Raw genomic sequence first — 21,186 nt, 5'->3', positions numbered from 1 at the left:
GTTTGTGTGAAGTGATTCACATCTGCCGTGTCAGTGGGAGCGCATTATAGGGAGTAATTCCGAAGTGACAAGGGGAATTTCCAAAAAAAGATCCACCCGATTACTTTTCGAGCAAAAACCTTATCCAGTTTAAATTATCGCCTGGTTTTTAAACAAAAACGAGCCCGCTGGGCTCGTTTTTGTTGTTTTGTGATTTACTGCACTGCCACAATCCGATCGTCTTTCACAATTAATTGCACTTCTTTCCCTGGAATCAGCTCCCCAGAAAGAATCTGCTGTGCCAGCGGGTTTTCGATCTGTTGCTGGATAGCCCGTTTCAGTGGACGTGCACCATAAACAGGATCGTAACCATTTTCGCTCAGTAACTTCAGCGCATCATCAGATATGCGTACTTCATAACCACGCTCCTCCAGACGTTTGTACAACCGCTGCAGTTGAATCTGCGCAATTGAAGCAATGTGTTTTTCACCCAGCGGGTGGAATACAACGACTTCATCAATACGGTTGATAAATTCCGGGCGGAAACTTTGACTAACAACCCCCAGAACTATGTCTTTCATGTGGCTATAATCCAACTCCCCAAAACGTTCCTGAATAAGATCCGAACCAAGGTTAGAAGTCATAATGACGACCGTATTACGGAAGTCGACCGTTCTGCCCTGCCCGTCAGTCAAACGACCATCATCCAGAACCTGCAACAGAATGTTAAAGACATCTGGATGCGCTTTTTCCACTTCATCCAATAGGATGACGGAATAAGGACGACGGCGAACCGCTTCAGTCAGATAGCCACCTTCTTCATAACCGACATATCCCGGAGGCGCCCCCACCAAACGCGAGACGGAATGTTTCTCCATAAACTCGGACATATCGATACGAACCATCGCATCGTCGCTATCAAACATGAAGTTGGCCAGCGCTTTACAAAGTTCCGTTTTACCAACACCGGTTGGCCCAAGAAACAGGAATGAGCCAATCGGTCGGTTCGGATCTGACAGGCCAGCACGGCTACGACGGATCGCGTTCGATACCGCTTCAACCGCTTCATTCTGACCAATCACGCGATGGTGCAAGTCCTGTTCCATACGCAACAGCTTTTCGCGCTCACCTTCCAGCATTCTGGCGACAGGGATTCCGGTCCAGCGAGCCAGCACTTCCGCAATTTCTGCATCCGTTACTTTATTACGCAACAGGCGCATGGTCTTGCCTTCAGACTGAGTTGCAGCCGCCAGCTGTTTTTCAAGCTCAGGAATTTTGCCATATTGCAGTTCAGACATCCGTGCCAGATCGCCGACGCGACGCGCCTGTTCAATGGCTATTTTTGCCTGCTCCAGCTCAGCCTTAATCGTCTGAGTTCCAGAGAGCGAAGCCTTTTCAGCCTTCCACTCTTCCTCTAATACTGAATACTGGCGTTCTTTATCTGCCAGCTCTTCGTTCAGCATATCCAGCCGCTTGATACTGGCTTCATCCGACTCTTTCTTCAACGCCTGCTGCTCCAGCTTGAGCTGAATAATACGGCGGTCAAGACGATCGAGCTCTTCCGGCTTCGAGTCAATCTGCATACGAATGCTGGATGCGGCCTCATCAATCAGGTCGATAGCCTTATCCGGCAACTGACGGTCGGCAATGTAACGATGAGACAAAGTTGCTGCCGCCACAATCGCCGGGTCAGTGATCTGCACATGGTGGTGCAGTTCATAACGTTCTTTTAATCCACGCAGAATCGCGATGGTATCTTCAACTGTCGGCTCCGCGACGAACACTTTCTGGAAGCGACGTTCCAGCGCAGCATCTTTTTCAATATACTGGCGATATTCATCAAGCGTTGTAGCACCAACGCAGTGCAGTTCACCACGAGCCAGAGCCGGTTTCAGCATGTTCCCGGCGTCCATTGCACCGTCTGCTTTACCCGCGCCTACCATGGTGTGCAGCTCATCGATAAACAGAATAACGTTGCCTTCCTGCTTAGCAAGATCGTTCAGCACGCCTTTTAAGCGCTCTTCAAACTCACCACGATACTTGGCACCCGCCACCAGCGAACCCATATCCAGCGCCAGTACTCGGCGGCCCTTCAGGCCTTCCGGTACCTCACCATTCACAATTCGCTGCGCCAGTCCTTCAACAATGGCCGTTTTACCGACGCCTGGCTCACCAATGAGCACAGGGTTGTTTTTGGTACGACGCTGCAGTACCTGAATAGTACGGCGGATCTCTTCATCACGGCCAATCACCGGGTCAAGCTTGCCCTGCTCGGCACGCTCGGTCAGATCGACAGTAAATTTTTTCAATGCCTGACGTTGGTCTTCAGCACCCTGATCGTTCACGCTTTCACCTCCACGCATTTGTTCAATCGCCTGACTCACATTGGCGGTTGTTGCTCCGGCGGATTTCAAAAGGTCGGTCAGCGTACCGCGTGATTCAAGCGCCGCCAGAACGAACAGTTCCGACGAAATAAAGTTGTCCTTTCTCTTTTGCGCCAGCTTGTCGCAAAGGTTCAGAATACGCACCAAATCCTGAGATGGTTGAACATCACCACCGGTACCTTCCACCTGGGGTAAACGGCTCAGTGCTTGTTCAATATTGGTGCGTAACTCTCCGGCGTTGATGCCAGCTGAAGTTAATAAAGGACGTACCGATCCCCCTTCCTGATTCAGCAAGGCGCTCATTAAATGAAGAGGTTCGATGAATTGGTTGTCGTGCCCAAGTGCAAGCGACTGGGCATCAGCAAGAGCAAGCTGGAATTTATTGGTAAGACGATCCAGACGCATAACTCCTCCCATAACAGGTCAAATTTGCTACTGGAGATTAAATGAGGTCATCCCTCAATTATTCAAGGTGAAAGACCTGAACTATGCAAAAAATAAGTCTGCCTTCTGGATCGTCTTAGTCCGGCAGGTTATATCAGCCAGATGAAACTTGCCATACGCCCTGTCGTCTTGTCGCGACGATAAGAGAAAAAATCATCCTTTTCACTTAGAGTACAGCGGTCGCCACCGAAAACCAGCTCCACGCCGGCATTCGCCAGACGCTGACGAGCCAGTTGATAGATGTTTGCAAGGTATTTCTCGCCCGTAGGACGAAATGCGCTCTCCGCTTGGACATCCTTTTCCATAAAGGCTTCACGTACTTCAGCACCAACCTCAAATGCTTCCGGCCCAATAGCCGGGCCAAGCCAGGCCATGATATTTTCTGCTCGATCGGCAAAACAGGAGACCGTTTCTTCCAATACGCCTTCGCATAACCCACGCCAGCCGGCGTGAGCTGCCGCGACCTCAGTGCCTGCACGGTTACAAAAAAGCACCGGCAGGCAGTCAGCTGTCATTACCGCACATACCGTACCCGGCACATTGCAGTACGAAGCATCCGCACGTTTTGATTCATACGGCCCGCCGTCAAGTTTCAGTACCGCCGTGCCGTGAACTTGCTCCAGCCATACCGGATATGACGGCAGGCTTCCTGCGGCAAACATCCGACGACGATTCTCTTCTACGTGCTGTAGATTATCGCCACAATGAGCACCAAGGTTGAGTGAATAATAAGGAGACTGGCTCACCCCACCAATACGAGTTGAACTACAGGCAACCACGCCTTCTGGTGCAGCCCATTGCGGAACAATCAATTTAGTCATAACCAGTCGATATCGTCCTTATGGTCTTCAAAATCAGCACGCATGGCATCAATCAAATCAACCATATCTTGTGGAATCGGCGCGTGCCATTCCATCTCAATGCCGCTAACCGGATGGTATAAACGCAGCATAGTGGCATGCAGAGCCTGGCGATCGAACTTACGCAGCGCTGAGATGAACTCTTCCGAAGCCCCTTTCGGCGGACGCGGGCGACCACCGTAAACCTGATCGCCCACCAGCGGATGGGTGATATGCGCCATGTGCACACGAATCTGGTGCGTACGGCCGGTTTCCAGGCGCAAACGCAGACGAGTATGAATGCGGAAATGCTCCATTATGCGATAATGCGTCACCGCCGGTTTCCCCATTGGGTGCACCGCCATATGCGTACGTTTGGTAGGATGGCGACTGATCGGTTCTTCAACCATTCCCCCAGCCGTCATGTGACCAATCGCCACCGCTTCATACTCACGGGTGATTTCACGCAGCTGCAGAGACTCCACTAGTCGGGTTTGCGCCGGGATAGTTTTCGCCACCACCATCAAACCGGTGGTGTCTTTATCCAGACGATGCACGATACCCGCACGCGGTACATTGGCGATGAGCGGATAGTGATGCAGCAGCGCATTCAGCACAGTACCGTCAGGATTGCCCGCGCCGGGGTGTACAACTAAACCGCGCGGTTTGTTAATTACGAGGATGTCATCATCTTCATAAACGATATTGAGCGGAATATCCTGCGGTTGAAAACGGACTTCTTCTTCGATTTCAACATCGACAGAAATCGTCTCTCCCCCCAGCACCTTCTCTTTCGGCTTGTCGCTGACATTACCGTTTACCAGCACTCTCTGGTTGAGGATCCATTCTTTTATGCGTGAACGCGAATAATCCGGGAACAATTCGGCCAAAGCCTGATCTAAGCGTTGACCGAGTTGTTTTTCGGTCACCGTTGCGTTGAGTTGTACTCGTTGTGCCATATACAGCTTCTTCGTTTAACGTTGGGTTTTACGGCTTTGCCGTTTAATATAGTGTGCTATTGTAGCTGGTCTTAATCGGGAGCAGGAACAGAGATTCTCCCGCATAAACATTTTGAGGAAGTCAAAACGTCATGACGCGCATGAAATACCTGGTGGCAGCAGCCACACTGAGCCTGGCTTTGGTGGGTTGCTCTGGCTCAAAGGAAGAGGTGCCCGATAACCCGCCGAATGAGATCTACGCAACCGCTCAGCAAAAGCTGCAGGACGGTAACTGGAAACAAGCAATAACGCAACTGGAAGCGTTGGATAACCGTTATCCCTTCGGCCCCTATTCCCAACAGGTACAGTTGGATCTAATTTATGCGTACTACAAAAACGCGGACCTTCCGCTGGCTCAAGCAGCCATCGATCGCTTTGTGCGCCTGAACCCTACGCATCCTAACATTGATTACGTCATTTATATGCGTGGCCTGACAAATATGGCGTTGGACGACAGTGCGCTGCAAGGTTTCTTCGGTGTGGATCGCTCTGACCGCGATCCACAACATGCACGCGATGCCTTTAATGATTTCTCCAAACTGGTTCGTGGTTATCCAAACAGCCAGTACTCAACCGATGCCTACAAACGTATGGTGTTCTTGAAGGATCGTCTGGCGAAGTATGAACTATCGGTTGTTGATTATTACACCGATCGCGGTGCGTGGGTTGCAGTTGTGAACCGCGTAGATGGCATGCTGCGTAACTATCCAGATACTCAGGCCACTCGCGATGCACTGCCGAAGATGGAAAACGCTTACCGCCAAATGCAGATGAGTGCTCAGGCTGACAAGGTCGCGAAAATCATTGCGGCAAACAGCAAAAACACCTGATAGCCTTTAGATAAGCAAAACGGCAGTCAGAATGGCTGCCGTTTTTTTATTCATTGAAGACCCTTAGCTGAAGCGGTTTAGCACCGGGTTAACTCATCAAATATGGCTCTCTTTCTTCCATTCGACAAGTAAAATCTCATCTGTTCCTGTCCTGCCTCACAAAATGAATTTGTTGACAAAAAGTGACAATAAAATGTGATTTAAATCACGCATTTTGACATTGGGCGAGGTATGCTGAATTCACCAAGACGGGAAAGACAAGAGGTAAAATTTATGACAATGAACATTACCAGTAAACAAATGGAAATTACTCCGGCAATTCGCCAGCACGTCGCAGACCGTCTCGCCAAATTGGAAAAATGGCAAACTCACTTAATTAACCCGCACATTATCCTCTCTAAGGAGCCGCAGGGTTTTGTCGCTGATGCAACTATCAATACGCCAAACGGCCACTTAGTTGCCAGCGCACGGCATGAAGATATGTATGCCGCAATCAACGAATTGATCAACAAGCTGGAACGGCAGCTGAACAAAGTGCAACACAAAGGGGAAGCCCGCCGCGCCGCAACATCGGTGAAAGAGGCAGGCTTTGTGGAAGAAGAAGAGTAATCCTTAACTTAAGCTTGTGTCATGCCACGCGCCTTCGGGCGCGTTTTTTATTGACAGAATGAAAACAGTACAGGTACTGTAATCCCCACTAACTCAAGGAATTCATCGTGAAACTGATCCCGTTCTTCTTCGCATTCTTTTTTACCTTCCCCTGAATGGGAGGCAATTCGTCGTGTGATAAAGAATGCGAAGACGAACTACAAGGCCTCCCAAACGGGAGGCCTTTTTTATTGATAATCAATAACAAGAAAGGCAACACATATGACCGAGGAAAACCCATTACTGGCCCTACGCGATAAGATAAGCGCTCTGGATGAGAAACTGCTTGCGCTGCTGGCGGAGCGCCGCGGCCTGGCCATTGAGGTTGGGAAAGCTAAGCTAGCCTCACACCGCCCAGTACGTGATATCGACCGTGAGCGCGACCTGCTGGAACGCCTGATGACAATAGGGAAGAACCACCATCTTGATGCTCATTACATTACGCGACTGTTCCAGTTGATCATTGAAGACTCGGTCCTCACTCAGCAAACGCTATTGCAGCAGCACCTGAATAAAATCAACCCGCACTCCGCGCGCGTGGCGTTTCTCGGACCTAAAGGCTCATACTCGCACCTTGCTTCTCGTCAGTATGCCGCCCGCCACTTCGAACAGTTTATCGAAAGTGGTTGTGCTAAATTCGCCGATATCTTTGAGCAGGTGGAAACCGGCCAGGCTGACTATGCCGTCGTCCCGATTGAAAATACCAGCTCCGGCGGTATCAATGATGTTTACGACCTTCTGCAGCACACCAGCTTATCTATCGTTGGCGAACTGACTCTGCCTATCGATCACTGCGTATTGGTCTCAACGTCGACCGACGCACAACAGATTACGACGGTTTACAGTCATCCGCAGCCGTTCCAGCAGTGCAGCCAGTATCTTAGCCGCTACCCGCACTGGAACATTGAATATACCGACAGTACATCCTCAGCAATGGAGAAGGTAGCACAGGCTAACTCTCCAACTGTTGCCGCTCTGGGCAGCGAAGCTGGCGGAGCGCTCCATGGTTTACAGGTGCTGGAACACTGCCTGGCTAACCAGACGCAGAACATCACCCGCTTCCTGGTTCTGGCACGTAAAGCAGTGGAAGTCTCCGATCAGGTTCCGGCGAAAACCACCCTGTTGATGGCAACGGGTCAGCAAGCCGGGGCCCTGGTTGAAGCGCTGCTGGTGCTGCGTAACCATAACTTGATCATGACGAAACTGGAATCACGCCCGATTCACGGCAATCCGTGGGAAGAGATGTTTTATCTGGATATCCAGGCCAACCTGGAATCAATGCCAATGCGTAAGGCACTAAAAGAGCTGGCCGAGATAACCCGTTCAATGAAAGTGCTGGGATGCTATGCCAGCGAAAACGTGGTGCCGGTCGATCCGGTTTAACGTTCTATAAAAGGTAATTTCTTCATCCCTGCCACAGAAACAGGCAGGGTGAAGATAGCACCGGAAAGCGGATACTTCGCCACTTCATCGGCATCCATATTCTCTCGAGTGGTGGTGATATAAAGCGTCTTCATATCAGCCCCGCCGAAACAAACCATCGTCGGGCAACGCACCGGTAAACGGTACTCCTCCAGTTGCTCGCCCGTCGGAGAAAAGCGCGCAATACGCCAACCGTCAAACATCGCGCTCCAGTAGCAACCTTCAGTATCGATGGCCGCGCCATCAGGAATGCCCTCGCCGGGCTGAAAGCGACGAAAGACCTCGCGTTTACCCACCTCGCCCTGCTCATCCAGCGGTGTACGATAGATAACGGCATTGGGCGTATCCGAGGTATACATCCAGCGCTTGTCTTCGCTAAATGCCAGACCATTGGCACCGTGGATATCACACTGAATCACCTGCGGGGAGAGAGCGTTATCAATACGCATCAAAAGCGCGCCGTTAAAGTCACCCGGCCCCCAGAAGGTCCCCGCGTAAAAGCGACCATCGCGATCGGTTCCACCATCATTAAAACGAGCTAACTGCGGATTACCAGGGTTATCGCACACTTTTCGCTGCAGCAGGCCATGAGCATCAGTAAGCCAGATGGCGCTACGTAAAGCGACAATGAAACCGCCCTTCTCCCGCAGCGAAAAACAACCCACCTCTTCGGGAAATTGCAGCACCTGATGTTCACCGGTCTGCACATCGTAGCGGTGAATCTCACACTCCATTATATCGGCCCAGTACAACACCTGTTCGGCCTCGCTCCAGGTCGGACATTCCGGCAAATGTCCTGCGTAATCAAACAGCGGTTGTGGTTCAGCCATCGTTCTCATCCCTATAAAAAAAGCCAGTGGATAACCCCTCTGGCTTTAATTGTATACGTGTTTTACGACCTACTGCCGATTATCATTGGCCTGCCGCAGCAACGTCCGGCTTTCGCTCTGGAAGCGCTGAGCGTAGTCACCAAACCAGTGCTCAATCTTACGGAAGCTATCGATAAACGCCTGTTTATCCCCCTGCTCCAGCAGGTTAATCGCTTCACCAAAACGCTGGTAATAGCGTTTGATCAGCGCCAGATTGTTTTCTGAGGACATAATAATATCAGCATAGAGCTGCGGATCCTGAGCAAACAGTCGGCCAACCATCGCCAATTCCAGGCGATAGATAGGTGACGATAGTGCCAGCAACTGCTCAAGGCGTACATTCTCTTCGGCCAGGTGAAGCCCATAAGCGAAAGTCGCAAAGTGGCGCAGCGCCTGAATAAAGGCCATATTCTGGTCATGTTCGACAGCGCTAATGCGGTGCAGTCGCGCACCCCAGACCTGAATTTGCTCCAGGAACCACTGGTAGGCTTCTGGCTGGCGACCATCGCAGTACACCACTACCTGTTTCGCCAGGCTACCGCTATCCGGACCGAACATTGGATGCAGACCCAACACAGGCCCTTTATGCGCGGCTAACATCGCCTGTAAAGGTTCGGCTTTGATTGATGCCAGATCGACCAGGATGCAGTCCGCTGGCAGCGGCGGCAGCTGTGCAATCGTTGCCACAGTCGTGTGAATTGGCACGCTGACGATGACCATACCCGCGTCAGCAACCATCTCCTCCGCCCGTGACCAGTCGTCTTTCTCCAGGATACGAACCTGATAGCCGGAAAGCGCCAGCATCTTCTCAAACAGACGTCCCATCTGCCCACCGCCACCGACAATAACTACCGGGCGCAGGTTCGGATACAGCGTTTTAAAACCTTTGTCGTTCTCGCTGGAGTAAGACTCGCGCATCACGCGACGCAGTACATCTTCGATAAGGTCTGGGGGAACACCGAGCGCTGCGGCCTCTTCACGCCGGGAGGCCAGCATTGCCGACTCACGCTCAGGAACATAAATCGGCAGCCCATATTGGCTTTTAACTTCACCGACTTCAGCAACCAATTCCAGACGGCGCGCCAGAAGCTCCAGCAACGCCTTATCGACTTCATCAATTTGATCGCGTAACGCGGTCAGTTCAGCAACCATACAATCCTCTTACACTACACGGGCCGCCAGATGGCTGCGCAGATCCCTATCAAGCTCGCGGAGCAACGCGTCGGTGGTTTCCCAACTGATGCAGGCATCGGTCACAGATACACCGTATTTCATATCGCAACGCGGCTGCTCAGATGACTGGTTACCTTCATGAATATTACTCTCAATCATCAGGCCAATTATGGAACGATTGCCATCTTTGATTTGCGCAACAACGGATTCTGCAACCGCAGGCTGGCGACGGAAGTCTTTATTGGAATTCCCATGACTGCAATCTACCATCAGCGACGGTTTCAGTCCCGCCTGAGTCATCTCTTTTTCACATTTCTCAACATCTTCCGGACCGTAGTTCGATGCTTTGCCACCGCGCAGAATCACATGACCATTCGGGTTGCCCTGAGTTTGCAACAGACAAACCTGCCCCGCCTGGTTGATACCGACAAAACGGTGCGGCATAGCTGCAGCGCGCATGGCGTTAATTGCCGTCGCCAGGCTCCCGTCGGTGCCATTTTTAAAACCCACCGGCATAGACAAGCCAGAGGCCATCTCGCGGTGAGTCTGAGACTCGGTGGTACGCGCACCAATAGCAGACCAGCTAAACAGATCGCCGAGATACTGAGGACTATTTGGATCCAGCGCTTCCGTTGCTAACGGCAGCCCCATATTCACCAGATCAACCAGCAAATGGCGCGCAATCTTCAGACCACCTTCAACATCAAACGAACCATCCATATGCGGATCGTTAATCAGCCCTTTCCAGCCGACGGTGGTACGAGGTTTTTCAAAATAGACGCGCATTACCAGATAGAGGCTATCGCTGACCTCTGCGGCAAGGGCTTTAAAACGGTGAGCATATTCAATCGCAGCTTCTGGATCGTGAATTGAGCAAGGACCACACACCACTAACAGACGCGGATCGCGTCCGGCAATAATGTCGGAAATAGTCTGACGAGACTGCGCAATTTGCGCTTCCTGCTCAACGCTCAGCGGGAATTCAGCCTTCAACTGATCCGGGGTGATCAAAACATGTTCGTCGGTAATGTGTACGTTGTTCAGCGCGTCTTTTTGCATGATTGCGATCCTGTATAGCTCGTTTGCGATAGTTATTTCCTCAACGAGGATGACGTAACGATACCATACAAAGTAAAGATTTCAATCCATATTCCGTAAATTTTACTTTACACATGCAAATTAAAAGGCGCTAAAATCCATCATTAATGTACAATAAAATTTACAACCCTAAAAAATCAAACTTGCAGTCTCGGTTTATCCTTTTCCTTTACGAAAAATCCTGGTGAGAATTATCTTAAAGCCATAGGGCTGACTAATGACGATTTTGACCAATAATGCTATTCTTCGCCCGGGTATCAGCGATCTGCATCCCCCACGCTATGACAACCTGACGGATCCACAATGACAGTTCTTCACCGTCTCTTTTTGACTTTAGTATTATCGATCGTGGGTATCTCCGCTGTTGCCTCCGGACCTCCTGAAAATGTTCGCGCAATCGTTTCAGGAATTGTGACTTATACACGCTGGCCTGAGTTATCTGGCCCACCCAGGTTATGCATTTTTTCGACATCACATTATATCCGCAGCCTGGCTGAAGAAACTCCGGAATCTTTGCCCTATCAGCCAATTGTTGTACGCAATATAGAGGAAGCCTTACAAACGACCTGCGATGGTTTTTATTTTGGTAGTGAATCACCCACCGAGCAGTCTGAATTTACAACCAAATATAGATCCCGCCCCTTATTACTTATCGCAGAACAGAATCCTGATTGTTCTATTGGTAGCGCTTTTTGTCTGCTTATAAATGACGAGAGAGTAAGATTTTCCGTAAATCTGGATGTCCTGACGCATAGCGGCGTGCGGGTCAATCCAGACGTACTGATGCTTGCCCGGAAGAAATCACATGAATAAGGATCTTTCTCAGGCTCCGCGCCCCACATTTAAAAAAGCACTACGCCGTATCAGCATGATAAGCGTGGTTATCTCCATGACCTTAGTCTGGCTGTTGCTCAGCACAGCCTCCATATTTACGCTAAAGCAATACGCGCAAAAAAATCTGGAACTTACCGCCGCCACCATGGGACGTAGCCTGGAAGCCGCGCTTGTTTTCGGTGATAGCTCAGCAGCCGAAGATACGCTCGCAACGCTAGGAAGACAGGGGCAATTTTCCAAAGCAGTCGTGCTGGATAACCAACAAAAACACTTTGCGGCATGGCATAACAATCATCTGGTCAACCAGGAAAAAATCAGCGGCGTTATTAGTAAATGGCTGTTCCCGGAACCAACGGTGCAACCTATCTGGCACCAGGGGAAAATAATAGGCGAGCTTCGTCTGACAGCTCTGGACAAACTAATAAGCCACTTTCTCGGCGTCTCGATTATTGTGCTAACCGGGAGTATTTTTCTGGCTTCATGTATTGCTTTACTCCTTACTCACTCTCTACACCGCGGGATTGTGACCGCGCTACAGAGCATTACCGACGTGGTTCACGACATTCGGGAAAACCGTCATTTTTCTCGCCGGGTTCCCGAAGAACATATCGAAGAGTTTCACCTGTTTGCCCAGGACTTTAACAGTCTACTGGGAGAAATGGAGGACTGGCAGCAGCAGCTTCAGGCCAAAAATGCCCAGCTCCTGCGCAGTTCACTGCACGATCCGTTGACAGGACTCGCTAACAGAGCCGCTTTTCGCAATGTCATTAATGAGTTAATGAAAGACGAAACCGTACACAGTAGTTCTGCGTTGCTGTTTCTCGATGGCGATAACTTCAAATACATTAATGATAATTGGGGTCATGCCGCAGGCGACAAAGTATTAATCGAAGTCGCCAGCCGCCTTATGACTTTTGTTGGTAAACAGCACCAGGCATGGCGCCTGGGCGGCGATGAATTTGCCATTTTGCTACGTAATGTTCGTACAGAGGCTGAAGTCCAGGCGCTCTGCCATTCGTTATCCGAACAGTTTCTCCAGCCGTTTAATCTACATAACGGCCACACCGCCAGGCTGTCACTGAGTATGGGTTATGCTTTAACCTGGGAACATGCGTCAGCGGAAAATCTGCAAGAGCTTGCCGATCAAAATATGTATCGGATGAAACACCGGCGCTTACAGCACACGAAAAAATAAAAGGAATCACGATGATCGGAAAATATTTTGCTCCTGCTTTACTGGCCGCACTTTTTCTCACCGGCTGCCAGGCCCCACAAGGGAAATTTTCTGCGGAACAAATTACAGCAATGAAATCATATGGCTTCACTGAAACTAACGGCGACTGGTCATTAGGATTATCTGACACCATCTTATTTGACAAAAACGACTACCATCTGCGCGCCGATAGTAAACAGCAAATCCATACTATGGCTTCACGTCTGGCTACGACCGGTATTACGCACAGTCGCCTGGAAGGTCACACCGATAATTATGGCGAAGACAGCTACAACGAAATGTTATCGCTTAAGCGCGCTAACAGCGTGGCAGATGCATGGGCCGAAGGTGCCAATATCCCGCGCACTAATTTAACAACCCGCGGATTAGGTAAAAAATACCCGATAGCCAGTAACGATACTGCAAAAGGACGTGCTGAAAACCGCCGCGTCACGGTCGTCATCAGCACGCCTTAAACAATCTACTCGACTGATTTAGCCCTTATCATCGCCGTTGCTACGCGCCAGCGCAGGTAATCAACGGCGAGACATACAGCGAGGCTGATCCCCATTAGGGGCAGTGCCAACCCTAACAACGCCGCAATAATGGTAGTAACCATACGAGCGGGCCATGCTAAACCAAACCACGCCTGTATTAGCGTATCGGCCGGGTTAAGCGCCGCTTGGACCGGACGGCGGATCCACCACAAACGGTACCCCACCACTATCATCACGCAGAGTGCAGTACCGAAGGCGATAAGTAACAGCTGGTTTACGAGGCCAAACAGAATCCCCATATGAAAATCAACGCCCCAGCGGGTTAGCTTCGCCATTAATGGAAAGTCAGAAAAATGAGTACGATCTACGATCTGCATATTTGAACCGTCGATCGCTACAGCATCAACCTGTGTAGGCCAGCTCCTGTCGATTTCATTTACCGTCCACGCCCGCCCGGAACCCGACGGCGGGCGAATCTCCAGCTTGCTGGCATCCAGACCCGCCGCGCGAGCAACCAGCAGAACCTTGTCAAAATCCTCTACGTCAGGGGACGATGCCATCCCCCCCATAGCCATATCCTCCATATGGTGTTCTGCATGCGGATCGTGAACTGCTGGAGCTGCACTTTGCAACTGCGTATTAACCTGCGGCGTCAGCCAACCAAAAGCGGAGCGTATCTTATCAACATTACCACCGGCCCATTGCGACCAGGTTAAACCAGTCGCAGAGAACAGCAGCATGCCAATCAGCAGCGCCCATCCAAGGGAAACATGCAGGCGTCGGCTATTCTGCAGCTTATTGTTAATCCGACGACGCGGGCGGGTTATCGACCACAGCGAGATTCCTCCGAGAGCGGCAACCCACATCCATGAGGCCGCCAGTTCGCTGTAAAGTCGCCCAGCGTTACCCAGGAGCAGTGAGCGATGGGCATAATCAATCCACTGACGCAGGGGCAATATACCGCTGGTACCGTAAACCGCCATATCGCCTCTCACCCGCAAGGTTACCGGATCAACAAAAATTGCCCGCGTTTCAGACTCGCCAAGATTAGGATCGGCGAACATCACTCGGGTTGTCTCTCCCGCGCTTATCGCAGGACGAACAGCCTGTAGACGGAGATTTCTCTGGGTAGCCTCTTTCGCTACCATAATTTGCGCACTAAGTGGCTGTTTTTCCCCATCGAAAGTGCCATAAAGCGCATCCTGATAAAGCCAGTTTTCCAGTTGCGGAGTTGCGACATACAGCGTACCGGTCAGGGCAGCGATAAAAATAAACGGCCCGATAAACAATCCGATATAGAAATGAAGGCGACGCAGCAGGTTTAGCCATGTCGCGCGCGAGGTGCAGGCAGTCATACTTTTCCTTTTCGAAAGCAAAAGAGAACGTTGCGCAGTGCGCACTTTATTTTTTATGCAAAGGGAGAAGCAGACTGGCGGGGAGGTGCGCGAGTGTGAGGATAAAGCCAATGTAAGTCATAACGGTATTTCAGTACCCTTCGGGCTACAGGAACTCGCTGACGCCGAAGCATCAAGCTGACCAGCAGCATCAGCGCGAAGATTAAGCCCGGCACATGAGCCAATAGCACACAGTAACCGCAGGCCTCCCCATGATCGGCTGGTATGTGATGTGACGTCTGTATGACAGTCGCATCACTCTGTATCATGGTCATTTCAGATGATGACATGTCATGCGGCATGTCCATCATCGTATGATGCATACCGTTCATCGGATCTTTTTGCAGGGAGATTGAAATCAGCGGGGCTACCACGATCAGCAGGATCGCAAACAGCGCCAGCCATGTAGCCCGCCCTTGAGATGCTGATTGATAAAAAATATTGCTGACCACCGCCCCTCCAGATGAGGGCGACATTGTAAATGATTCACAACAAAATGGTTAAAATAAAGATAAAAAAAAGGGCCAGCCCATCAGGCCAGCCCTTTCATTCAGGATGTCGCGAAAGCGAATCTTAGTTAAGACGCTCTTTGATACGAGCAGACTTACCGGTACGCTCACGCAGGTAGTACAGTTTAGCTTTACGTACAGCACCACGACGTTTGACAGAAATGCTGTCAACTACCGGAGAGTGAGTCTGGAAAACACGCTCAACGCCTTCGCCGTTGGAAATTTTACGAACAGTGAATGCAGAGTGCAGACCGCGGTTACGAATAGCGATAACCACGCCCTCGAATGCCTGCAGACGTTTTTTGGAACCTTCAACAACCCATACTTTCACTTCTACGGTATCACCCGGACGGAAGGAAGGTACGTCCTGCTTCATCTGTTCTTGTTCAAGTTGCTTAATAATGTTGCTCATAATTTAATCTCTTATCCTGGGTAAACTGATATTGGGGGCTTACGCCATCCCATCATGTTTATGTTGCTGTTGCGCAAGTTCCTTTTTGAACTCCGCCAGCAACCTTGCTTGCTCTTCAGTCAGAGCCAGGTTTTCCAAAAGTTCAGGTCTTCTAAGCCAGGTCCGGCCCAGCGACTGCTTCAGACGCCAGCGACGTATCTCAGCATGGTTTCCCGACAGCAATACTGACGGTACTTCCATCTCTTCTAACACTTCAGGACGGGTATAGTGTGGGCAATCCAGTAATCCATCAGCAAAAGAATCTTCCGTTGCCGAAGCCTCATGACCCAGAACTCCCGGAATAAACCGGGACACAGAGTCAATCAGCGTCATTGCTGGTAGCTCACCACCGCTAAGAACGTAATCGCCGATTGACCATTCTTCGTCAATTTCGGTTTGGATTACGCGCTCATCTACGCCTTCATAGCGACCACACACCAAAATCAGTTTCTGATTCGTTGCCAGTTCGCTGACGCCAGCTTGATCAAGCTTGCGTCCCTGAGGTGACAGATAAATCACCTTTGCGCCTTCACCTGCCGCGGCTTTTGCTGCATGAATGGCATCCCGTAAAGGTTGCACCATCATTAACATCCCCGGTCCGCCGCCGTAAGGACGATCGTCCACGGTACGGTGCCGGTCATGCGCGAAGTCACGAGGACTCCAGCTTTGGATGTTCAGCAGGCCATTTTTTACTGCCCGGCCAGTCACCCCGTAATCGGTAATTGCGCGGAACATTTCAGGAAACAGGCTAACGATACCTATAAACACAAGCCAATCCCCATAGTGCCGTTTATTTACCGTTTATCCGGAGAATTTAAAAACCAGGATCCCAATCTACTTCGATTGTACGAGTAGTGAGATCGACTTTCTTGATAACCTGCCCATCGAGGAACGGAACCAACCGCTCCTTGATACCAAATGCATCTTTCAGGTTTGCCTTGATGACGAGAACGTCATTAGACCCGGTTTCCATCATGTCGATGACTTTACCGAGACCATAGCCTTCAGTGGTTACTACCTGGCAACCCATAAGGTCTTTCCAGTAATAATCACCCTCTTCAAGCGCAGGCAACTGCGAAGAATCCACAACAATTTCGCAATTGGTCAATAGATTCGCAGTATCGCGATCGTCAATGCCTTTCAGCTTGATGACGATATCCTGATTATGGTGGCGCCAGCTTTCCAGCTCAACGACCTGCCACTGACCCGCTCTCTGGATTAACCAGGGCTGATAGTCAAAAATGCTTTCGGCGTCTTCGGTGGAGGAAAACACTCTGAGCCAACCACGGATACCGTAGGAAGAACCCATCTTGCCCAATACAATCGGATCAACAGGTGCTTGTGCGGTGTGTTGCTTGCTCATCATGACCACCGTGACAGATTAAGCTGCTTTGTTTGCTGCTTTGATAAGCGTTGCAACGCGATCGGAAACAGTAGCGCCCAGGCCAACCCAGTGAGCGATACGATCCAGATCCAGACGCGTTTCTTCTTCGTTCGCAGAAGCGATCGGGTTGAAGAAACCAACGCGCTCAATGAAGCGACCGTTGCGTGCATTACGGCTGTCGGTAACAACAACCTGGTAGAACGGACGCTTTTTTGCGCCGTGACGTGCTAAACGAATAGTAACCATAACATCCTCTTGTGTGAATAAAACACCGGGCCCCATCGAGGAACGGAGCCCGGTGTCATATTAAAAGCCCGAAAATTTTACTGATTTCTGGGGAAATTGCAATCAGCATATGATTCACATATGCCAAACAAGGGTTATAAGGCGTATATCGGTGCGGCCAGTTTAGTTCCGGCGTGCGCGCGGAAAGCGGAGCGTACACGTAGTACGTGAACATTTACTCGCTGCGCTCGCCCTTCGGGCCGCCCTAAAGGCGTTCAAAACACGATTGTGTTTTGTCGAGCACACCCCGAGAGTAAAATGGCAAACAAGATAGCCTTATATCCCTTGTTTTAGCGGCCGGGGAATCCCGGAGGCATCATCCCCTTCATGCCCCGCATCATCTTCATCATGCCGCCTTTCGACTTCATCTTCTTCATCATGCGCTGCATATCGTCAAACTGTTTGAGCAAACGGTTCACATCCTGCACCTGCATTCCGCAACCAGCGGCGATACGGCGCTTGCGCGAACCTTTGATGATTTCTGGTTTAGCACGCTCTTTCAACGTCATCGAATTGATGATCGCTTCCATACGCACCAGCACCTTGTCATCCATCTGTGATTTAACGTTATCCGGGATCTGCCCCATGCCTGGCAGTTTGCCCATCAGGCTGGCCATACCGCCCATGTTTTTCATCTGACGCAGCTGTTCAAGGAAGTCAGTCAGGTCAAAACCGTCACCTTTTTTCAGCTTGGAGGCCAGCTTCTCAGCCTGCGCGCGGTCGACTTTACTTTCGATATCTTCGATCAGCGACAGCACGTCGCCCATGCCAAGAATACGAGATGCGATACGGTCAGGATGGAACGGCTCCAGCGCTTCGGTTTTCTCACCGACGCCGAGGAATTTAATCGGCTTGCCGGTGATATGACGAATCGACAGCGCTGCACCACCGCGGGCGTCACCGTCCACTTTGGTCAGCACGACCCCGGTCAACGGCAGCGCTTCGTTAAAAGCCTTCGCCGTATTCGCCGCATCCTGGCCAGTCATCGCATCGACAACGAACAGGGTCTCTACCGGGTTAAGCGAGGCATGGACCTGTTTGATCTCATCCATCATCGCTTCATCAACGTGCAGACGGCCAGCGGTATCCACCAGTAGCACGTCATAGAACTTCAGCTTAGCTTCTTTCAGCGCAGCGTTAACAATATCAACAGGTTTCTGACCAACATCAGACGGGAAGAAATCGACGCTAACCTGCTCAGCCAGCGTTTCCAGCTGTTTGATCGCCGCCGGACGATAAACGTCCGCAGAGACAACCAGCACTTTCTTCTTGTGCTTTTCACGCAGAAATTTACCCAGCTTAGCCACGCTGGTCGTTTTACCTGCACCTTGCAGGCCCGCCATCAGCACAACGGCTGGGGGCTGTGCGGCTAAATCCAACGCCTGGTTCTCTTCGCCCATCGCCGCAACCAGCTCGTTGCGCACGATTTTGACGAATTCCTGGCCTGGGGTCAGGCTTTTGTTAACTTCATGGCCTACCGCGCTTTCTTTTACACGGCTGATAAAGTCACGGACCACAGGCAGAGCGACGTCTGCCTCCAGCAGCGCCATGCGCACTTCGCGCAGGGTATCTTTAATATTGTCTTCGGTAAGGCGTCCGCGGCCGCTAATGTTGCGCAGCGTACGCGACAAACGATCGGTTAAATTATCAAACATTGTCTCTCGCCTGAGGTGGAAACGGTCGGTCGCCGCAGCGACACAAAAAAACGGAATGGGCGCAGTATAACACGACATAAACGCGAATGTGCTGCAACGGTTGGAGCCTGAGTCACGTGACGTTATACTGCTTCTCTTTACTATTTAGTCAACAGTCGACGCCCATATGCCTGTTTTTGCTCTACTCGCCCTTGTCGCCTATTCCATCAGCCTCGCGCTGATCGTCCCTGGCCTGCTGCAAAAAAATAGCAGTTGGCGGCGGATGGCGATTCTTTCCGCAACTATTGCGTTGATTTGTCACGCCTTTGCGTTGGAGTCACGCATTTTCCCTGGCGGCGAAAGCGGGCAAAACCTTAGTTTATTAAACGTGGGATCGCTGGTTAGTCTGATGATTTGCACGGTAATGACCATCGTTGCGTCACGTAATCGCGGTTGGTTATTGCTGCCTATCGTCTACACCTTCGCGTTGATCAACCTCGCTTTCGCCACCTTTATGCCGAACGAGTACATCACGCATCTGGAGACCACGCCGGGTATGTTGGTGCATATCGGCCTGTCGCTTTTCTCCTATGCTACGCTAATTATCGCAGCCCTTTACGCACTACAGCTGGCGTGGATTGACTATCAATTAAAAAATAAACGACTGGCCTTTAGCAGCGAAATGCCGCCACTCATGAGCATTGAACGTAAAATGTTTCATATCACCCAGATCGGCGTAGTTCTGCTAACTCTGACTCTGTGTACCGGGCTGTTCTACATGCATAACCTGTTCAGTGCGGAAAATATTGATAAAGCCGTGTTGTCAATCGTGGCATGGTTCGTCTATATCGTCCTGCTTTGGGGCCACTATCATGAAGGGTGGCGCGGACGCCGGGTCGTCTGGTTCAACGTGACAGGTGCAGGGCTGCTGACGCTGGCTTACTTCGGTAGCCGCGTATTACAACAGTTCATGAGTTAAGTCTTTAAGGAACCCTAAGTGGAACATATCTCCACCACCACGCTGATCGTTACTCTGATCATTATGGTGATTATCTCGGCCTATTTCTCCGGTTCAGAAACCGGCATGATGACGCTAAACCGCTATCGTCTGCGCCATATGGCAAAACAAGGCAACCGCCAGGCAAAACGCGTCGAAAAGCTGCTACGCAAACCCGATCGTTTAATCAGCCTCGTGCTTATCGGCAATAACCTCGTCAATATCCTCGCCTCGGCGCTGGGCACCATTGTTGGTATGCGCCTGTATGGTGACGTCGGCGTCGCGATTGCCACAGGTGTCCTGACCTTTGTGGTGCTGGTGTTTGCCGAGGTGCTACCAAAAACAATTGCTGCGCTTTATCCGGAGAAGGTCGCCTATCCAAGCAGTTTCCTGCTAGCCCCTCTGCAAATACTGATGATGCCGCTGGTGTGGCTGCTCAACACCATCACCCGAGTCCTGATGCGCATGATGGGCATCAAAACCGACATCGTTATCAGTGGCGCATTAAGTAAAGATGAATTACGTACCATCGTTAATGAATCGCGATCGCAAATCTCCCGCCGTAACCAGGACATGCTGCTATCCGTGCTCGACCTGGAGAAAGTCAGCGTTGACGACATCATGGTTCCCCGCAACGAAATCGTCGGCATTGATATTAACGACGACTGGAAGTCAATTGTTCGTCAACTGACCCATTCTCCACACGGACGCATTGTGCTGTACCGCGATACCCTGGACGACGCAATGAGTATGCTACGCGTACGCGAAGCCTATCGCCTGATGACGGAGAAAAAAGAATTCACTAAAGAGGTAATGCTGCGCGCCGCCGATGAAATTTACTTCGTACCAGAAGGCACGCCGCTCAGCACCCAACTCGTGAAATTCCAACGTAATAAGAAGAAAGTTGGCCTGGTGGTTGATGAGTATGGCGATATTCAGGGCCTGGTGACGGTTGAAGATATCCTCGAAGAGATCGTAGGTGATTTCACAACATCAATGTCGCCAACGCTTGCAGAAGAAGTCACGCCGCTTAACGATGGCTCAGTGATTATTGACGGCACCGCCAACGTACGTGAAATTAACAAAGCGTTTAACTGGCATCTGCCGGAAGATGAAGCCAGGACGATTAACGGAATTATCCTCGAAGCTCTTGAAGAGATCCCGGCGCCAGGCACTCGCGTACGCATCGAACAGTATGATATCGATATTCTTGATGTTCAGGAGAATATGATTAAACAGGTGAAGGTAATGCCTGTGAAACCCATTCGCGAGAGCGTTGCGGAGTAACGGCTAATCCAGAAGAT

General features: G+C 50.8%; 22 protein-coding genes and 1 other annotated feature. Of the genes, 9 read left to right on the top strand and 13 right to left on the bottom strand.

The window, feature by feature from the left end:
* Positions 1-194: 194 nt before the first annotated feature.
* The 3 genes from clpB to rluD form a co-directional block, all read right to left on the bottom strand.
* Entirely contained in the window at positions 195-2,768 is a 2,574-nt protein-coding gene (gene clpB / locus QVF11_RS27280; RefSeq protein WP_112217084.1) for an ATP-dependent chaperone ClpB, read from the bottom strand.
* Positions 2,769-2,896: 128 nt separating this feature from the next.
* Positions 2,897-3,628 carry a purine nucleoside phosphorylase YfiH gene (gene yfiH / locus QVF11_RS27275; protein WP_287860879.1) on the bottom strand — a complete coding sequence of 244 codons (732 nt, stop codon included), beginning with the start codon at positions 3,626-3,628 and terminating at the stop codon, positions 2,897-2,899.
* The gene (rluD, locus tag QVF11_RS27270) at positions 3,625-4,605 is read right to left on the bottom strand and encodes a 23S rRNA pseudouridine(1911/1915/1917) synthase RluD (RefSeq protein ID WP_110277470.1); all 981 of its coding nucleotides are present in this window, start codon (positions 4,603-4,605) and stop codon (positions 3,625-3,627) included. Before rluD ends, yfiH begins: the two co-directional genes overlap by 4 nt.
* 131 nt (positions 4,606-4,736) lie before the next feature.
* On the opposite strand from rluD, the gene bamD reads away from it, so the two are divergent.
* The 4 genes from bamD (at position 4,737) to pheA (ending at position 7,505) form a co-directional block, all read left to right on the top strand.
* Positions 4,737-5,474, top strand: a complete 738-nt coding sequence (bamD, locus tag QVF11_RS27265; protein WP_112217082.1) for an outer membrane protein assembly factor BamD — start codon at positions 4,737-4,739, stop codon at positions 5,472-5,474.
* A 273-nt stretch (positions 5,475-5,747) separates the two neighbouring features.
* Entirely contained in the window at positions 5,748-6,083 is a 336-nt protein-coding gene (gene raiA / locus QVF11_RS27260) for a ribosome-associated translation inhibitor RaiA (RefSeq protein ID WP_110277468.1), read from the top strand.
* A 106-nt stretch (positions 6,084-6,189) separates the two neighbouring features.
* Positions 6,190-6,314, top strand: a sequence feature (Phe leader region).
* Positions 6,191-6,238: a pheA operon leader peptide PheL gene (gene pheL / locus QVF11_RS27255; RefSeq protein WP_101706155.1), complete on the top strand. Its 48-nt coding sequence runs from the start codon at positions 6,191-6,193 to the stop codon at positions 6,236-6,238. It overlaps the preceding feature by 48 nt.
* A gap of 30 nt (positions 6,315-6,344) precedes the next feature.
* Positions 6,345-7,505, top strand: coding sequence for a bifunctional chorismate mutase/prephenate dehydratase (gene pheA / locus QVF11_RS27250; RefSeq protein ID WP_112217081.1), 1,161 nt, complete (start codon positions 6,345-6,347; stop codon positions 7,503-7,505).
* Here pheA and QVF11_RS27245 read toward each other — a convergent pair.
* From QVF11_RS27245 to aroF, 3 genes are all read right to left on the bottom strand, one after another.
* On the bottom strand, positions 7,502-8,374 hold the full coding sequence (locus tag QVF11_RS27245) for an SMP-30/gluconolactonase/LRE family protein (protein ID WP_287860875.1): 873 nt from the start codon (positions 8,372-8,374) through the stop codon (positions 7,502-7,504). The two genes, pheA and QVF11_RS27245, sit on opposite strands and share 4 nt — an antisense overlap.
* A 69-nt stretch (positions 8,375-8,443) precedes the next feature.
* Complete coding sequence (gene tyrA / locus QVF11_RS27240) at positions 8,444-9,565, bottom strand: bifunctional chorismate mutase/prephenate dehydrogenase (protein WP_287860873.1); 1,122 nt, start codon at positions 9,563-9,565, stop codon at positions 8,444-8,446.
* A gap of 9 nt (positions 9,566-9,574) precedes the next feature.
* Positions 9,575-10,645 carry a 3-deoxy-7-phosphoheptulonate synthase AroF gene (gene aroF, locus QVF11_RS27235; RefSeq protein ID WP_112217078.1) on the bottom strand — a complete coding sequence of 357 codons (1,071 nt, stop codon included), beginning with the start codon at positions 10,643-10,645 and terminating at the stop codon, positions 9,575-9,577.
* Positions 10,646-10,987: 342 nt separating this feature from the next.
* Between aroF and QVF11_RS27230 the strand changes: the two genes are divergently transcribed.
* From QVF11_RS27230 to QVF11_RS27220, 3 genes are read left to right on the top strand one after another with little or no spacing between them, the layout of a single operon-like run.
* A complete protein-coding gene (locus QVF11_RS27230) occupies positions 10,988-11,497 on the top strand; it encodes a regulatory sequestration protein YfiR (RefSeq protein ID WP_142512557.1) in 510 nt (169 codons plus the stop codon).
* The gene (gene dgcN / locus QVF11_RS27225) at positions 11,490-12,713 is read left to right on the top strand and encodes a diguanylate cyclase DgcN/YfiN (RefSeq protein ID WP_287860871.1); all 1,224 of its coding nucleotides are present in this window, start codon (positions 11,490-11,492) and stop codon (positions 12,711-12,713) included. The genes QVF11_RS27230 and dgcN overlap by 8 nt, the downstream gene beginning before the upstream one ends.
* An 11-nt stretch (positions 12,714-12,724) precedes the next feature.
* Positions 12,725-13,207 carry an OmpA family protein gene (locus QVF11_RS27220; RefSeq protein WP_112217075.1) on the top strand — a complete coding sequence of 161 codons (483 nt, stop codon included), beginning with the start codon at positions 12,725-12,727 and terminating at the stop codon, positions 13,205-13,207.
* A 5-nt stretch (positions 13,208-13,212) separates the two neighbouring features.
* Here QVF11_RS27220 and QVF11_RS27215 read toward each other — a convergent pair whose 3' ends face one another.
* The 7 genes from QVF11_RS27215 to ffh all read right to left on the bottom strand — a co-directional run bounded on the left by QVF11_RS27215 (position 13,213) and on the right by ffh (position 18,906).
* The gene (locus QVF11_RS27215; RefSeq protein ID WP_287860869.1) at positions 13,213-14,583 is read right to left on the bottom strand and encodes a PepSY-associated TM helix domain-containing protein; all 1,371 of its coding nucleotides are present in this window, start codon (positions 14,581-14,583) and stop codon (positions 13,213-13,215) included.
* Positions 14,584-14,636: 53 nt separating this feature from the next.
* Positions 14,637-15,074 (bottom strand): DUF2946 domain-containing protein, encoded by a 438-nt coding sequence (locus QVF11_RS27210; protein ID WP_112217073.1) that lies wholly within the window; start codon positions 15,072-15,074, stop codon positions 14,637-14,639.
* Positions 15,075-15,195: 121 nt separating this feature from the next.
* Positions 15,196-15,543, bottom strand: coding sequence for a 50S ribosomal protein L19 (rplS, locus tag QVF11_RS27205; RefSeq protein WP_004104634.1), 348 nt, complete (start codon positions 15,541-15,543; stop codon positions 15,196-15,198).
* Positions 15,544-15,582: 39 nt separating this feature from the next.
* On the bottom strand, positions 15,583-16,350 hold the full coding sequence (gene trmD, locus QVF11_RS27200; RefSeq protein ID WP_287860864.1) for a tRNA (guanosine(37)-N1)-methyltransferase TrmD: 768 nt from the start codon (positions 16,348-16,350) through the stop codon (positions 15,583-15,585).
* 46 nt (positions 16,351-16,396) lie between these two features.
* Positions 16,397-16,945, bottom strand: a complete 549-nt coding sequence (gene rimM, locus QVF11_RS27195) for a ribosome maturation factor RimM (RefSeq protein ID WP_110277456.1) — start codon at positions 16,943-16,945, stop codon at positions 16,397-16,399.
* An 18-nt stretch (positions 16,946-16,963) separates the two neighbouring features.
* Positions 16,964-17,212, bottom strand: a complete 249-nt coding sequence (gene rpsP, locus QVF11_RS27190) for a 30S ribosomal protein S16 (protein WP_110277455.1) — start codon at positions 17,210-17,212, stop codon at positions 16,964-16,966.
* 329 nt (positions 17,213-17,541) lie between these two features.
* The gene (gene ffh, locus QVF11_RS27185) at positions 17,542-18,906 is read right to left on the bottom strand and encodes a signal recognition particle protein (RefSeq protein ID WP_110277454.1); all 1,365 of its coding nucleotides are present in this window, start codon (positions 18,904-18,906) and stop codon (positions 17,542-17,544) included.
* Between the two features lie 166 nt (positions 18,907-19,072).
* Here ffh and QVF11_RS27180 point away from each other — a divergent pair, with 166 nt between their 5' ends.
* Positions 19,073-19,864, top strand: a complete 792-nt coding sequence (locus QVF11_RS27180; protein ID WP_110277453.1) for a cytochrome C assembly family protein — start codon at positions 19,073-19,075, stop codon at positions 19,862-19,864.
* An 18-nt stretch (positions 19,865-19,882) separates the two neighbouring features.
* Positions 19,883-21,169 carry an HlyC/CorC family transporter gene (locus tag QVF11_RS27175; RefSeq protein WP_110277452.1) on the top strand — a complete coding sequence of 429 codons (1,287 nt, stop codon included), beginning with the start codon at positions 19,883-19,885 and terminating at the stop codon, positions 21,167-21,169.
* The last annotated feature ends 17 nt before the right edge of the window (positions 21,170-21,186 follow it).

It is taken from the genome of Klebsiella sp. (assembly GCF_027492335.1).
Classification (GTDB): Bacteria; Pseudomonadota; Gammaproteobacteria; order Enterobacterales; family Enterobacteriaceae; genus Klebsiella; species Klebsiella huaxiensis.
The sequence above is the reverse complement of the archived record's forward strand: the minus strand, read 5'-3'. Positions and strand labels throughout refer to the sequence as shown.

Coding starts and splice junctions, on each gene's coding strand:
- QVF11_RS27180 (WP_110277453.1), top strand. CDS start 19,073: ATGCCTGTTTTTGCTCTACTCGCCCTTGTCGCCTATTCCATCAGCCTC.
- rimM (WP_110277456.1), bottom strand. CDS start 16,945: ATGAGCAAGCAACACACCGCACAAGCACCTGTTGATCCGATTGTATTG.
- QVF11_RS27230 (WP_142512557.1), top strand. CDS start 10,988: ATGACAGTTCTTCACCGTCTCTTTTTGACTTTAGTATTATCGATCGTG.
- pheA (WP_112217081.1), top strand. CDS start 6,345: ATGACCGAGGAAAACCCATTACTGGCCCTACGCGATAAGATAAGCGCT.
- rplS (WP_004104634.1), bottom strand. CDS start 15,543: ATGAGCAACATTATTAAGCAACTTGAACAAGAACAGATGAAGCAGGAC.
- raiA (WP_110277468.1), top strand. CDS start 5,748: ATGACAATGAACATTACCAGTAAACAAATGGAAATTACTCCGGCAATT.
- rluD (WP_110277470.1), bottom strand. CDS start 4,605: ATGGCACAACGAGTACAACTCAACGCAACGGTGACCGAAAAACAACTC.
- QVF11_RS27215 (WP_287860869.1), bottom strand. CDS start 14,583: ATGACTGCCTGCACCTCGCGCGCGACATGGCTAAACCTGCTGCGTCGC.
- aroF (WP_112217078.1), bottom strand. CDS start 10,645: ATGCAAAAAGACGCGCTGAACAACGTACACATTACCGACGAACATGTT.
- rpsP (WP_110277455.1), bottom strand. CDS start 17,212: ATGGTTACTATTCGTTTAGCACGTCACGGCGCAAAAAAGCGTCCGTTC.
- QVF11_RS27245 (WP_287860875.1), bottom strand. CDS start 8,374: ATGGCTGAACCACAACCGCTGTTTGATTACGCAGGACATTTGCCGGAA.
- QVF11_RS27220 (WP_112217075.1), top strand. CDS start 12,725: ATGATCGGAAAATATTTTGCTCCTGCTTTACTGGCCGCACTTTTTCTC.
- clpB (WP_112217084.1), bottom strand. CDS start 2,768: ATGCGTCTGGATCGTCTTACCAATAAATTCCAGCTTGCTCTTGCTGAT.
- ffh (WP_110277454.1), bottom strand. CDS start 18,906: ATGTTTGATAATTTAACCGATCGTTTGTCGCGTACGCTGCGCAACATT.
- bamD (WP_112217082.1), top strand. CDS start 4,737: ATGACGCGCATGAAATACCTGGTGGCAGCAGCCACACTGAGCCTGGCT.
- dgcN (WP_287860871.1), top strand. CDS start 11,490: ATGAATAAGGATCTTTCTCAGGCTCCGCGCCCCACATTTAAAAAAGCA.
- yfiH (WP_287860879.1), bottom strand. CDS start 3,628: ATGACTAAATTGATTGTTCCGCAATGGGCTGCACCAGAAGGCGTGGTT.
- tyrA (WP_287860873.1), bottom strand. CDS start 9,565: ATGGTTGCTGAACTGACCGCGTTACGCGATCAAATTGATGAAGTCGAT.